At 46.6% G+C, this 13,805-nt stretch carries 10 protein-coding genes; 4 read left to right on the plus strand and 6 right to left on the minus strand.

From position 1 onward, the window contains the following. Nucleotides 1–331 precede the first annotated feature (331 nt). Together B5F25_RS16600 and B5F25_RS16605 are read left to right on the plus strand one after the other, a co-directional pair. Nucleotides 332–1,966 (plus strand): alpha-L-fucosidase, encoded by a 1,635-nt coding sequence (locus B5F25_RS16600; protein WP_022040235.1) that lies wholly within the window; start codon nt 332–334, stop codon nt 1,964–1,966. A 104-nt stretch (nt 1,967–2,070) separates the two neighbouring features. Continuing rightward, nucleotides 2,071–2,454: an L-rhamnose mutarotase gene (locus tag B5F25_RS16605; protein WP_022040234.1), complete on the plus strand. Its 384-nt coding sequence runs from the start codon at nt 2,071–2,073 to the stop codon at nt 2,452–2,454. On the opposite strand, the gene B5F25_RS21940 is transcribed toward B5F25_RS16605, so the two are convergent. From B5F25_RS21940 to B5F25_RS16630, 6 genes are all read right to left on the minus strand, one after another. After that, nucleotides 2,439–2,582 carry a hypothetical protein gene (locus B5F25_RS21940; RefSeq protein WP_162614442.1) on the minus strand — a complete coding sequence of 48 codons (144 nt, stop codon included), beginning with the start codon at nt 2,580–2,582 and terminating at the stop codon, nt 2,439–2,441. The two genes, B5F25_RS16605 and B5F25_RS21940, sit on opposite strands and share 16 nt — an antisense overlap. Nucleotides 2,583–2,663: 81 nt before the next feature. Further along, nucleotides 2,664–3,446, minus strand: a complete 783-nt coding sequence (locus tag B5F25_RS16610; protein ID WP_022041109.1) for a porin family protein — start codon at nt 3,444–3,446, stop codon at nt 2,664–2,666. 19 nt (nt 3,447–3,465) lie between these two features. Then, nucleotides 3,466–4,590, minus strand: coding sequence for a PCMD domain-containing protein (locus B5F25_RS16615; protein ID WP_087250858.1), 1,125 nt, complete (start codon nt 4,588–4,590; stop codon nt 3,466–3,468). A 161-nt stretch (nt 4,591–4,751) separates the two neighbouring features. Then, complete coding sequence (locus B5F25_RS16620; protein WP_013617649.1) at nt 4,752–6,086, minus strand: NADP-specific glutamate dehydrogenase; 1,335 nt, start codon at nt 6,084–6,086, stop codon at nt 4,752–4,754. Between the two features lie 152 nt (nt 6,087–6,238). Beyond that, the gene (locus tag B5F25_RS22510) at nt 6,239–6,421 is read right to left on the minus strand and encodes a hypothetical protein (protein ID WP_087250885.1); all 183 of its coding nucleotides are present in this window, start codon (nt 6,419–6,421) and stop codon (nt 6,239–6,241) included. 118 nt (nt 6,422–6,539) lie between these two features. Then, nucleotides 6,540–8,828, minus strand: coding sequence for an NADP-dependent malic enzyme (locus tag B5F25_RS16630; RefSeq protein WP_022041106.1), 2,289 nt, complete (start codon nt 8,826–8,828; stop codon nt 6,540–6,542). 301 nt (nt 8,829–9,129) lie between these two features. Here B5F25_RS16630 and B5F25_RS16635 point away from each other — a divergent pair, with 301 nt between their 5' ends. Next, on the plus strand, nt 9,130–10,335 hold the full coding sequence (locus B5F25_RS16635) for an efflux RND transporter periplasmic adaptor subunit (RefSeq protein WP_087250860.1): 1,206 nt from the start codon (nt 9,130–9,132) through the stop codon (nt 10,333–10,335). Between the two features lie 40 nt (nt 10,336–10,375). Beyond that, on the plus strand, nt 10,376–13,804 hold the full coding sequence (locus B5F25_RS16640; RefSeq protein ID WP_087250863.1) for an efflux RND transporter permease subunit: 3,429 nt from the start codon (nt 10,376–10,378) through the stop codon (nt 13,802–13,804). Nucleotide 13,805: the final 1 nt, after the last annotated feature.

Here is a 13,805-nt window from a genome sequence, read left to right on the forward strand (position 1 = left end):
ATAGCGGGCTATCTGACGAAGAACAGGAGCGAAAAAGACCAAAAAATCGCCCAAAGCACACACGAAAACGGATACATCAAGACAAGAAAAACTTTTTGGAGAAATTCAAAACAGCTTCTCATATTAATAGGTGTTTTTATATGGCTTTTTAAAGTTAACTTTTTTCTTTTTTTTGGTGCAAATTTATGAAATATAAATCGTTTTTGTTTTCGTTTGAAGATATAAAAATAACGGTTTGTCGATTTTATCCATAAACTTCCTGCTTTGTCCTATTGTGGTTTGCCGTATGTTCGTATCTTTGTTATCAGAAAAACACTAAACACTTATACGTATGAAAACAAAACTCTTGATTGCATCTTTATTTTTATCTGCGGGGCTGTATGCCCAGACTTATCAGGTGCCTGTATCGGAAAGAGATGAACCGATGATGAAAGGAAAGTTCGAGCCTACGTGGGAGTCGTTGAAACAATATCAGGTGCCGGAGTGGTTCCGCAATGCCAAGTTCGGTATCTGGGCACACTGGGGACCGCAGTGTGTAGAAGGATCGGGCGACTGGATGGCACGTTCAATGTATATAGAGGGCTCTCCTGAATATGAATATCATGTAAAGCATTACGGGCATCCCTCGGAGTTTGGTTTCAAGGATGTTATTCCTCTCTTTAAGGCAGAACGCTGGGATCCGGACAAACTGGTGGCGTTTTATAAGAAGATAGGGGCGCAGTATTTCTTTGTGTTGGGAAATCATCATGATAATTTTGATTTATGGGATAGCAAATACCAGCCTTGGAACTCCATCAATATGGGACCGAAGAAGAATATCCTTGCCGGTTGGGAGAAGGCAGCCCGCAAATACGGATTGTATTTCGGAGTCAGTTTGCATGCCGACCATGCGTGGACGTGGTACGAAGTAGCCCAGCGGCATGACACCATCGGTCCCATGAAAGGCATCCCTTATGACGGGAAGCTGACCAAGGCGGACGGGAAAGGCAAATGGTGGGAAGGCTATGACCCGCAAGACCTCTATGCACAGAACCATCCGCTGAGCGAGAACAGCTGGGATAATGGCATGATTCATCGCCAGTGGGGATGGGAGAACGGTGCATGTCCTCCTTCGCAAGAATTTGCAACCAATTTCTATAACCGCACGCTGGATGTCATCAACCGTTACAACCCCGATTTGTTGTATTTCGATGTGACGGTATTGCCTTTTTATCCGGTAAGCGATGCGGGATTGAAGATTGCCGCACATTTTTATAACCATAGCATGGCTACGCACAATGGCAAATTGGAAGCCGTAATGTTTGGTAAGATTCTGAACGAAGACCAGCGTAAGGCATTGGTTTGGGATGTGGAACGCGGAGCTCCCAACAAGGCGATTCCGGAGCCGTGGCAATCCTGTTCGTGTATCGGAGGCTGGCACTACAATACCTCCATTTATGAGAACAATGGCTACAAGTCGGCTTCGTATGTCGTAAAGCTTTTGATGGACATCGTGAGCAAGAACGGAAACCTGTTGCTGAGCGTGCCGCTCCGTGCCGACGGGACGTTTGACGAGAAGGAAGAAAAAATCCTGAACGAGTTCGGTGCCTGGATGGACATCAACAAGGAAGCCGTTTATGATACCCGTCCGTGGAAAGTGTTTGGCGAAGGACCGATAGCTGAAGAGGATATTCCGCTCAACGCGCAGGGTTTCAACGAAGGTTCGTATAACAAGGCAGACTCGAAAGAAATCCGTTTCACGCAAAAAGGTGATGTATTATATGCCACTGCACTTGGATGGCCCGAAAGCCATACCGTAATCATCAAGTCACTGGCGGCAGGTTCGGAATTGTATCCCGAAGAGATACACGAAGTGACTTTGCTAGGATATGGAAAAGTGCAGGCGGAACGTACCGCCGGGGGGCTTGCCATCACCTTGCCTGCTGAACCGCTCAACCAAATAGCTCCGGTTTTCCGCATCAGATAAAGACGGGTTGGGAGTCCACATAGATACGGCTTTTCATGAAAGTATATGCAGTCGCCGGTGAAGATACGTTTACCGGAAGGTTTAACTAAAATGTACAGAAGACAATGGATTACGAAGGATATCAAACAAAGGCATACGATATTCCGGTCAAACGTTATTGCCAGACGCTTGACTTGAAGGACAATCGCGCACTTATTGCCGAATACCGCAAGTTGCACAGCCGTGAATATGCATGGCCTGAGATACGGAGGGGAATCCGTGAGGTGGGTATCTTGGAGATGGAAATCTACATTTATGGCAATAAGTTGTTCATGATAGTAGAAACTCCGCTTGACTTTGATTGGAATGTAGCTATGAAACGGCTCGCTTCTTTGCCACGGCAGGCGGAGTGGGAAGAATGTGTGACACGTTTTCAAGAGTGTCTTCCCGGAAGCACATCGGCAGAGAAATGGCATCTGATGGACCGGATGTTTTACTTGTATGACTGAGAAGCTGTTTTGAATTTCTCCAAAAAGTTTTTCTTGGCATGATGTATCCGTTTTCGTGTGTGCTTTGGGCGATTTTTTGGTCCTTTTCGCTCCTGTTCTTCGTCAGATAGCCCACTATCTTTCCTCATCACAGAAGCGAAAATGCCTCAAAAACTCATCCCAAAATCATCGCACGATAAATTCAAAACTGCTTCTTATTGGGAGGATTTTCAGAATACATATCCGAACCCGAGGTTCAGGTAGATGGGGTACATGGCGAATGTAATGGTTTCGAAATCTTTCTGAAAGATGTCATTCAGTCCCCAGGTCAGGTCGGCGTGTACGGTAAGGTGCTTATAGGCACGCCATGAACCACCCACTTGCAATCCCCATTGGAAACGGCGGAGGTCTTCGGAAAAGTCATAGGTAGCGACGTTGTCACCTGTAAAGTTGACACGGCTTCCTGTAGCATCGGGAGTGCGCAGATGACCTTCGTAGACGTTCCCGTCGAAGTCACCGCTCATCATATATGACAGGTAGGGGCCGAATACCAGTTTCCAGCGTTCGCCTATCTTATAGTTGGCAAGGATGGGGATGGTAAGGAGCGACATCCTTACTTTTGTTTCTACGCCACCTGTCCAAAGTCCTTGTATTTTTCCACCTGTCTCACTGAAGATTTCCATGCCATAGTTTTTCACCGTGGCTTGGGTGGTCATGCTCTTGCTGTCGAGGCGTAACCCTACGCTTACGCCCCATTTCTTGGCTTCGTCTATCCATTTGGTAGCGTTTCCTTCGATAGTGATGGCAAGCCCGGGGCGATAACTGTCGATGCTTCTGATTTCGTGTGGAAGTGGGAGTGGGGAAGTGCCTCCGAAGTTTACACCTGCCTTGAATTCGTATTCCAATCCGTGCAGGGATGACCAAAGCAAGCCTTTGTGTTCCGACCATTGTGCCTGTGCGATGCCTGTGCCGAATGCCAGGGCTACTGCTAAAGTTAATATGTATTTTTTCATGTTGTTTACGTGTTAAGGGTTATTCGCAGATTATTTCCACTTCGTCTATGTACAGTTCGCTTCCTACCGCTCCTCGGAAATAACCTCCTCCTCTGCTGGAGGCGAAAGCGATTGCAAGTTTGTATTTGCCGTTTGCCAGTCCTTCAGGGTCGACGGTCTTGCCGTTTTGTGCCTCGAATGATAAGTCGAAGTAAGTCCATTCATCGGTTTCTTTCATTTCTTGTTGGCCTTGTTCACCAATACGTGCCATCAGTACAATATTCGGGTTGATGCCTCCGGTCAGTGGGAAGAGGTCGCCATCCAGTGTATAGTCGCTGGTCTCAGCTTCGTAAAGCACTGCATAGATGTCGCCTATATCGGTTTGTCCGCTTAGTACTTCATTGTTTTCATCGGTGAATGTCTCACCTTTTTGGTATTTATACCATCCGGTTATGCGTTGGGGTATTTTGGTAAATGGGAAACCGAAGTGGGTAGCCTGTCGTGGAGCTGTGACGGCATTTTGTACGTCGAACGAGCCAACAAACAAGTTGCCACAAGCTATGGGCATTCCTAACGGGAGTCCGAAAGAGCCGGTGCTACGTGTAGTAAGACGTACGCATTTGCCGCTGTGGCCTATTGGAGCCTGTACGGTAGGGTATTGCGTCTCGTCGAGTGCCATGCCGCTCAGTTCGTAGCCTGGGTTTCCGCTTGCCCACTGCATGATGCCCGACTCATTGGTGAGATAGAAAACATGATAGGGCGTAGTGGCGCGCAGGTTTTCGAACGAATAATGAGTGGGAAGTTCCATTTTGTTGATGCGGACTACATACGTGGCGGTTGTGTTTCCGTCTTCCGATGTCACGGTGAACCGGCGCAATGTGCGTTGGCTGAAATCGTAATACGGAGGCTGGTCGCCTGCTTCTGTTTCGTCGGCTTGAATGGTTGCGCCGTCGGCAAGCGTAAAGTTCAGTTCCTGCTGTGATACATCTGTACCGTCGAGCACATAAATTTCTATTTCTTTGTGGGTGGCATCTATGCTTGCCAGTTGGATGTTTTCGCCTGTGCAGTCATCGATGGCTGCTTCCACGTTCAGGGCTTCGTCTTGAATGCACGAAGACACCGCCAGGGTAAGAAGTAACCCTGCAAAGATTTTTCGGATATTCATAACATTATCGGCTTTAGCGTAATAACTTGGCAAAGATAATGAAATAAGTGTAACTATTGATAAAGTGAGTGTTAAAATAGGAATGGCGGGGAAGGGTAAGCGTAAAAAAATCCGGCTTCCTGTGACGGAAGCCGGATTGAAATTTGTCGCACCTGTATAAATTATACGATGCCTTGAGCCATCATGGCATTTGCCACTTTCATGAATCCGGCTACGTTGGCACCCTTTACGTAGTTGATGTAACCGTCGGGTTCTGTTCCGTATTTCACGCAAGCTTCGTGGATGTTCTTCATGATGCTCTTCAGCTTTTCGTCCACTTCTTCCTGGCTCCAGCTCAGCTTGATGGAGTTCTGAGTCATTTCCAGACCTGATACAGATACACCGCCGGCATTGGCAGCCTTACCCGGTGCATAGAGAATCTTCGCTTCCTGGAATACACGGATTGCTTCGGGGGTAGAAGGCATGTTGGCACCTTCGGATACAGCGAATACACCGTTGGCAACCAAAGCTTTGGCATCGTCGCCGTTGATTTCATTCTGTGTGGCAGAAGGCAGGGCAATGTCGCCTTTTTCGTTCCAAGGACGTGCTCCGGCTACGTATTTGCAGCCGTATTTCTCTGCATATTCGCGGATACGTCCACGGTACAGGTTCTTCAGTTCCATGATGTAATCCAGTTTTTCGCGGTCGATTCCGTCCGGATCGTAGATATAACCGTCTGAGTCGGACATCGTAACTACTTTCGCACCCAACTGAATCAGTTTTTCTACTGTATATTGTGCTACGTTTCCTGCACCTGATACCAGACAAGTCTTGCCTTTGATGTCGATGTTGCGGGTCTTCAGCATTTCGAGCAGGAAGTAGATGTTTCCGTAACCTGTTGCTTCGGGGCGAATCAATGAACCTCCGAATTCGCGTCCTTTACCGGTAAGCACACCGCTAAATTCACGGGTCAGTTTCTTGTACATACCGAACATGTAGCCTACTTCACGTCCGCCTACACCGATGTCACCGGCAGGTACATCGGTTTCAGGACCAATGTGGCGCCACAATTCCAGCATGAAAGCCTGGCAGAAACGCATTACCTCAGCGTTTGATTTGCCACGTGGAGAGAAGTCTGAACCACCTTTGCCTCCACCCATCGGGAGTGTAGTCAATGAGTTCTTGAATGTTTGTTCGAAAGCCAGGAACTTCAGGATACCGAGGTTTACAGAACTGTGGAAACGGATACCGCCTTTGTACGGGCCAATGGCGTTGTTATGCTGTACACGGTATCCCATATTGGTCTGGATGTTGCCTTTATCGTCCATCCACGTTACACGGAACTGGTAAACACGGTCTGGAATACACAAGCGTTCAATCAGATTCACTTTGTCGAATTCAGGATGCTTGTTGTATTCTTCTTCGATTGTACCTAACACTTCTTCTACTGCCTGATGGTACTCAGGTTCATTCGGAAATCTTCTTTTCAGATCTTCCAATACTTTAGCTGCATTCATTCTTCTAATCTTGTTATTGGTTATTAAATATTCTTCTCGTTGTTTGATGTGGCAAAAGTATAGATTATTTTTTATTTATGCAACAATTTAGTAAGAAAATCAGAGTAAAAACATCAAAAAGTTGTTTTTGTTTCGTTTTTGTGTGGAAATGACTACTTCTGCTGTTTCTTTTTTAACGCTTTGACAATCGGAATGAACACCAGGGCACCTGAAATGAGTATTGTCAGGATAAGTATGCCGTCAATTTGTGGGCTGGAAGTAAGAACAATGAAACAAAGTGCTGCCCAAGCCAAGGCTAACACGACACATTGTGAAGAGGTGAGTGGTTTTCGCATAAGGTCAGGGTATGAAAAGGTGTATGGTGACAGAAGAAACGCAGATTCACGAAGATTCTCGCAGTTTCTTAATCTGCGAAAATCTGTGTAAATCTGCGTTTCAAACAGAGACATAAATTTATTTTTGGTTATGCAACTTCTTGGCTACGATCGCATCGATGCAGGCGATAGCGGTGATGTTGACGATATCGCGCACTGAGCTTTCAATGTCGGTAAAGTGAATCGGTTTGTTCAGTCCCATCTGAATCGGGCCGATTACTTCTGTTTCGCTCATGCTTTGGATAAGCTGGTAAGTAGCGTTGGCAGAGTTCAGGTTCGGGAATACCAGTGTATTGACTTCTTTACCTTTCAGGCGGGTGAACGGATATTTCTCGTCACGCAACTCGTTGTTGAGGGCAAATCTTGCCTGCATTTCTCCGTCGATAGCCAGATCGGGGAATTCTTGCTGCATGTAGGCTAAGGCTTCGTGCACTTTAGCCGGGCTTCCTTCTTGGTCGGAACCGAAGTTGGAGTAAGCAAGCATTGCCATTACCGGTTCTTGGTTGAAGAAACGTACTGCTTTGGCAGACAATTTGGCGATGTCAATCAGGGTTTCTGTGTCGGGATGGTGGTTGATCAGTGTATCGGCAATGAAATAAGTGCCTTTCTTGGAGTTCAGGATATGCATGGTGCCGAAGTGTTTGTATCCCGGCTGGATGCCGATAACTTCTTTTGCCACCTTGATGGTGTTGGTATATTTGGTATACAGACCTGTAACGAAAGCATCTGCTTCACCGGTTTCTACCATCATCATGCCGAAGTAGTTGCGTTCGAACATCTTGTCGTTTGCCTCTTGATAGTTTGCTCCTTCACGGGCGCGTTTCTCGCTCAAGATGCGTGCATAGCGTTCACGGCGCTCTGCTTCACGGTCATGACGCAAGTTGACGATTTCGATACCTTCCAGGCTTAAATCCAGTTCTTTGGCAAGTTTTTCGATGCGTTCTTCGTTGCCCAACAGAATCGGGTGGCAGATGCCTTCGGCTTTTGCTTCTACTGCAGCTCTCAGCATATTGGGGTGGATACCTTCAGCAAATACGACACGTTGCGGGTCCTGGCGTGCGGTTTCGTATAACTGGCGGGTAAGCTTGTTTTCTTGTCCCATCAGTTCGCGCAAGTGATTCTTGTATCCGTCCCAGTCGGTGATATGCTTGCGTGCTACTCCCGAATCCATAGCAGCCTTGGCTACAGCCATAGACACTTCGGTTATCAGGCGCGGGTCAACCGGTTTCGGAATGAAATAATCGGGTCCGAAGGTCAGGTTGTTGACATGGTAAGCGTTGTTTACTACATCGGGTACCGGTTTCTTTGCCAGTCCGGCAATGGCGCGTACGGCTGCCAGTTTCATTTCTTCGTTGATGGCTGTGGCACGGGTGTCGAGTGCGCCGCGGAAGATGTAGGGGAATCCGATAACGTTGTTGATTTGGTTCGGGTAATCAGAACGTCCGGTCGACATTAATACATCCGGTCGTGATGCCATGGCGTCTTCGTACGAAATTTCGGGTGTCGGGTTTGCCAATGCGAAAACAATCGGGTGAGAAGCCATGCTGCGTACCATGTCTTGTGTCAGGACATTCCCTTTGGAAAGTCCCAGGAATACATCGGCGCCTTTGATGGCTTCGGCTAATGTATGTACATCGGTGCGGTCTGTCGCAAAGAATTTCTTCTGTTCGTTCAGGTCGGTACGTTCTTTGGTTATGACCCCTTTGCTGTCCAGCATCAGGATGTTTTCCAGTCGTGCTCCCAATGAGATGTAAAGTTTGGTGCATGATACGGCAGAAGCTCCGGCTCCATTTACCACAATCTTTACTTCTTCTATCTTCTTGCCTGCTACCTCCAGCGCATTCAGCAGTCCTGCACTTGAAATAATGGCGGTTCCGTGCTGGTCATCGTGCATGACCGGGATGTCCAGTTCTTCTTTCAGCCGTTGTTCGATTTTGAAGCACTCAGGTGCTTTGATGTCTTCCAGGTTGATGCCTCCGAATGTCGGAGCAATCGCCTTTACAGCTTCGATGAATTTGTCGGGGTCTTTTTCGTTTACTTCAATGTCGAATACATCGATGCCTGCGTAAATCTTGAACAGTAATCCTTTTCCTTCCATAACCGGTTTGCCGCTCATGGCACCGATGTCTCCCAATCCCAATACGGCGGTTCCGTTCGAAATAACCGCTACCAAGTTTCCTTTGTCTGTGTAGTCGTATGCAGTGTCGGGGTTCTTTTGGATTTCCAGACACGGTTCCGCTACACCGGGAGAATAAGCTAAAGACAAATCACGTTGGGTTTGATAAGGCTTGGTCGGTACGACCTCAATTTTTCCAGGCTTGCCTTGCGAGTGATAAAGCAGGGCAGCTTCTTTTGTTATTTTCACCATCTTCTTTTAGATTTATCGTTAATGTGTTGTGCAAAAGTAAGAATAAAATAACAAATGGACGATATTTAGGCTTTAAAAACTCTAAATTGCAGGAATCGTCACATTTTTTGTCGATAAGATTTGTCATTTGGTCGGATTATTAGGACTATATGTAATAACTTCTTTGTTTTATGGTTATTCTTAGTTAAACACCTATTTTATATAGACACTTTTTTCCTATCTTTGCAAAGCTCAAACGAATGCATTTGGGTAAGTTTTCATAGGCAATTAACAAATCAAGGAAACACTAACAGTTATATTTATGAATATGAGCATGAAAAAAAACAGAAGTTTTTCTTCTAGCCGGATAGCCCTTTTGGCATTGGGCATATCGGCGTTGACTGCATGTAGCAGCCAAGGCGGTAAAATGGGTGATGACGAGTTCACAGTACAGGAGGTGACTTCTACTTCCAGTAATCAGGTGACAAAGTATCCGGCAACAATTAAAGGTTTGCAGGATATTGAAATCCGTCCGCAAGTATCGGGATTTATCGTGAAATTGTGTGTAGACGAAGGTGCTACCGTTCATAAGGGACAAGCGTTGTTCCAAATTGACCCCACACAATATCAGGCGGCGTTTGACCAGGCTAAGGCAGGAGTTGAGTCTGCGAAAGCAAATCTGAAGACTATTTCGGAAACGGAAGTGAACAAAAAGATGCTTCACGAACAGAAAATCATCAGTGATTTTGAATATCAGACTGCCGTCAACAACCTGTTGACAGCTAAGGCAAGCCTGGCACAGGCTGAAGCTTCGTACACTGCTGCCAAGCAGAATCTGGGATTCTGTACGGTGACCAGCCCTTCGGACGGCGTTATCGGTACGTTCCCCTACCGTATAGGTGCACTGGTAAGCCCGTCGGTAGCTGATCCTTTGACAACGGTTTCTCAAATCGGGGACATGTATGTGTATTTCTCATTGACCGAAAAGGAACTGTTGAACCTGACCAAGGCAGGTGGTACACTGAAAGAGCAATTGGAGAAGATGCCGGAAGTGCAGCTGGAACTTTCTGATGGAAGCGTTTATGCGGAAAAAGGAAAGATTGATGCCGTGAGCGGTGTTATCGACCAGGAAACCGGTTCGGTAAGCATGCGTGCCATTTTCCCCAATAAGCAGAATGTCTTGCGGAGCGGAGGTATGGCGAACATTATCTTCCCTTATACAATGGAAAATGTATTGTTGGTTCCGCAGTCGGCTACGGTAGACATCCAGGACAAGAAGTTCGTTTACGTATTGCAACCGGACAGCACAGTGAAGTATACGGAAATCCAAATCTCGAACTTGAACGATGGCAAGAACTACATTGTGCTTGACGGTTTGAAGTCGGGCGACAAGATTGCCGTAGAAGGTGTAACCCGTTTGAGCGACGGTATGAAGATTACTCCGATTACCCCTGCCCAAAGAGAAGCCAAGTATCAGCAGGCTTTGAAAGACCAGAGAGAAGGCAATCTGGCTACAGCTTTTAATTGATTCAATACGTAAATATCGTTATATAATATAAAGGTATAGAATGAAACTAGATAAATTTATTAACCGTCCGGTATTATCAACCGTTATCTCAATTTTGTTGGTAATCTTGGGTTTTATCGGTTTGGCAACTTTGCCAATTACCCAATATCCGGACATCGCGCCGCCTACCGTTTCGGTTAGTGCGACCTATACAGGTGCCAATGCGCAGGCTGTATTGAACTCTGTGATTTCTCCGTTGGAGGACCAGATCAATGGTGTGGAAAACATGATGTACATGCAGTCTACCGCTACCAATAACGGATCGGCACGTATCACAGTGTATTTTAATCAAGGAACTGACCCTGATATGGCGCAGGTCAATGTGCAGAACCGTGTGACTCAGGCTCAAGGTCTGTTGCCTGCTGAAGTAACGCAGGTCGGTGTGACCACCATGAAGCGTCAGACCTCTATGTTGATGATTTTCTCTATTTATGATAAGGAAGACAAATACAACATCGAGTTCCTCGAAAATTACGCAAGTATCAACTTGATTCCGGAAATCAAGCGTGTAAGCGGTGTGGGTGATGCCAATGTGATGGGTACCGACTACTCCATGCGTATCTGGTTGAAACCGGATGTGATGGCGCAGTATAAGTTGGTGCCGAGTGACATTACGGGAGTATTGGCAGAACAGAACGTGGAAGCTGCACCGGGACAGTTCGGTGAACGCGGTAACCAGTCGTTCCAATATACCATCCGTTATAAAGGACGTTTGTCGAGCGAAACAGAATTCGGCGATATTGTCATCAAGTCTTTGCCGAACGGTGAATTGCTTCGCTTGAAAGATGTAGCCGAAATGGAATTGGGCCGTTTGACTTACAACTTCAACAATACGGTAAACGGTCACAAGGCTGTATCTTGTATCATCTATCAGATGGCAGGAACCAATGCGACGGAAACCATTGCTAACTTGGAAAAAGTGCTTGCCGAATATGAAAAGAATCTTCCCGAAGGCTTGGGTATCAACATTGCACAGAGTGCCAACGACTTCTTGTTCGCTTCTATTCACGAGGTTGTCAAGACGTTGATTGAAGCATTTATCCTGGTGTTTATCGTAGTATATATCTTCTTGCAGGATATGCGTTCTACGTTGATTCCGGCGATTGCCATTCCGGTAGCTTTGATTGCCACCTTCTTTGCCTTGAAGATTATCGGCTTCAGTATCAACTTGCTGACCTTGTCGGCTATGGTGCTTGCGATTGCGATAGTCGTCGACGATGCCATAGTCGTCGTCGAGGGTGTCCACGCCAAGTTGGACCAGGGATATAAGTCAACGCGTGAGGCATCTATCGATGCCATGAGCGAATTGGGCAGCGCCATCGTTTCCATTACGTTGGTGATGATGTCTGTGTTCATTCCGGTAAGTTTCATGAGTGGTACGGCAGGTACCTTCTACCAGCAGTTCGGTCTGACCATGGCGATTTCTATCGGTTTCTCGGCTCTGAACGCCTTGACGCTTTCTCCGGCATTGTGTGCCTTGTTCTTGAAACCGCATAATTCGGAAGCTACGTTGAAAGAACGTATGGGTACGGCTTATAAGGAATCGCGTAAGATTCTCGTGGCACGGTATACAGACGCTCTCGGTAAGTGGATGAACCCGAAGATTGTCATTCTCTTTACAATCGTTGCTATTTTGGGTATGATTTTCGGCTTGTTCAGTTTCGAAGAACATCCGGTGCTCTGTATCGTGATGATTATTATCAGTGTCTTGGCTTTTGCCGGTATGACTACCGATAAGTTCAAGAACTCGTTCAACAAGTCGTATAATTCGTTGCTGGCAAAATATAAGAAACGTGTCGTATTCTTTATTCACAAACGCTGGCTGTCAATGGGTATGGTTGCCGGAGCGATTGTGCTTTTGGTCGTATTCATGAGCATTACACCTACCGGTATGGTGCCGAATGAAGATACGGGTACCATTATGGGTTCTGTGACTTTGCCTCCCGGCACTTCTCAGGAACGTGCACGTGAAGTATTGGCACAGGTGGACAGCCTGATAGCTGCCGAACCAGCCGTTCAGTCACGTACGGTGATTTCCGGTTTCAGCTTTATCGGTAGCGGTCAGGGACCTTCTTACGGTTCTATTATCATCAAGCTGAAAGACTGGGAGGAACGTTCTACGCAGCAAAGTTCAGATATTGTGGTTGCTACGTTGTTCATGCGTTCACAGAAACTCTTCAAGGATGCGCAAGTACTGTTCTTTGCACCTCCGATGATTCCGGGTTATTCTATTTCAACCGATATCGAGTTGAACATGCAGGATAAGACCGGTGGTAGTCTGGATCACTTCTTCCAGGTGGTAAACGACTATATTGCCGCTTTGCAGGAGCGTCCGGAAATCAATTCGGCTTCTACCAACTTTAACCCGAGCTTCCCGCAATATCAGTTGGATATTGATGCGGCAGCTTGTAAGAAGGCGGGTATTAGTCCGAGCGATATTTTGACAACCATGCAGGGCTACTTCGGTGGTATCTACGCATCTAACTTCAACAGCTTCGGTAAGATGTACCGTGTGATGATTCAGGCAGAACCCGATGCTACAAAGAACTTGGAGTCGTTGAACGGAATCAAGGTGCGTGGCAGTGACGGCGAGATGGCTCCTATTTCGCAGTTCGTATCGCTGAAGAAGATTTACGGTCCGGATGTCATCAGCCGTTTCAACCTGTATACTTCTATTCAGGTGATGGTTTCTCCGGCAGCCGGTTATTCTTCGGGTCAGGCATTGCAAGCGATTGCTGAAGTAGCAAACGATAACTTGCCTGCCGGTTTCGGTTACGAATTGGGAGGTATGGCGCGTGAAGAGGCACAGACCACCAATACGACAGGAATTATCTTTGTGCTCTGTCTGGTATTCGTTTACCTGTTGCTGAGTGCACAGTATGAAAGCTACCTGTTGCCTTTGGCAGTATTGTTGTCAATACCTTGCGGTTTGTTGGGAAGCTTCCTGTTTGTCAACGGTTTCTCGGCATTGGGCAGTATTCCGGCATTGAAAATGGTATTGGGAACGATGTCGAACGATATTTATATGCAGATTGCGTTGATTATGTTGATGGGTCTGTTGGCAAAGAATGCCATCTTGATTGTAGAGTTCGCGCTCGACCGTCGTAAGCAGGGTATGAGTATATCTTGGGCAGCTGTCTTGGGTGCTTCCGCCCGTCTGCGACCGATTCTGATGACTTCTTTGGCAATGATTATCGGTTTGCTCCCGTTGATGTTCGCCTTTGGTGTAGGTGCCCACGGTAACCGTACATTGGGTGCTTCGGCTATCGGCGGTATGTTGATTGGTATGATTTTCCAGATTTTCATCGTTCCGATTTTGTTCGTGACGTTCCAATGGTTGCAAGAAAAAGTTAAACCGATGGAATGGGATAGCTTGGACGAAAGCGAAGTGGAATCTGAAATTGAACAGTATACTCCTACTAAACGATAAG

Origin of the sequence: Bacteroides sp. An19, assembly GCF_002160215.1 — a bacterium.
Classification (GTDB): Bacteria; Bacteroidota; Bacteroidia; order Bacteroidales; family Bacteroidaceae; genus Phocaeicola; species Phocaeicola intestinalis.

Coding starts and splice junctions, on each gene's coding strand:
- B5F25_RS16600 (WP_022040235.1), top strand. CDS start 332: ATGAAAACAAAACTCTTGATTGCATCTTTATTTTTATCTGCGGGGCTG.
- B5F25_RS16605 (WP_022040234.1), top strand. CDS start 2,071: ATGGATTACGAAGGATATCAAACAAAGGCATACGATATTCCGGTCAAA.
- B5F25_RS21940 (WP_162614442.1), bottom strand. CDS start 2,582: ATGAGGAAAGATAGTGGGCTATCTGACGAAGAACAGGAGCGAAAAGGA.
- B5F25_RS16610 (WP_022041109.1), bottom strand. CDS start 3,446: ATGAAAAAATACATATTAACTTTAGCAGTAGCCCTGGCATTCGGCACA.
- B5F25_RS16615 (WP_087250858.1), bottom strand. CDS start 4,590: ATGAATATCCGAAAAATCTTTGCAGGGTTACTTCTTACCCTGGCGGTG.
- B5F25_RS16620 (WP_013617649.1), bottom strand. CDS start 6,086: ATGAATGCAGCTAAAGTATTGGAAGATCTGAAAAGAAGATTTCCGAAT.
- B5F25_RS22510 (WP_087250885.1), bottom strand. CDS start 6,421: ATGCGAAAACCACTCACCTCTTCACAATGTGTCGTGTTAGCCTTGGCT.
- B5F25_RS16630 (WP_022041106.1), bottom strand. CDS start 8,828: ATGGTGAAAATAACAAAAGAAGCTGCCCTGCTTTATCACTCGCAAGGC.
- B5F25_RS16635 (WP_087250860.1), top strand. CDS start 9,130: ATGAATATGAGCATGAAAAAAAACAGAAGTTTTTCTTCTAGCCGGATA.
- B5F25_RS16640 (WP_087250863.1), top strand. CDS start 10,376: ATGAAACTAGATAAATTTATTAACCGTCCGGTATTATCAACCGTTATC.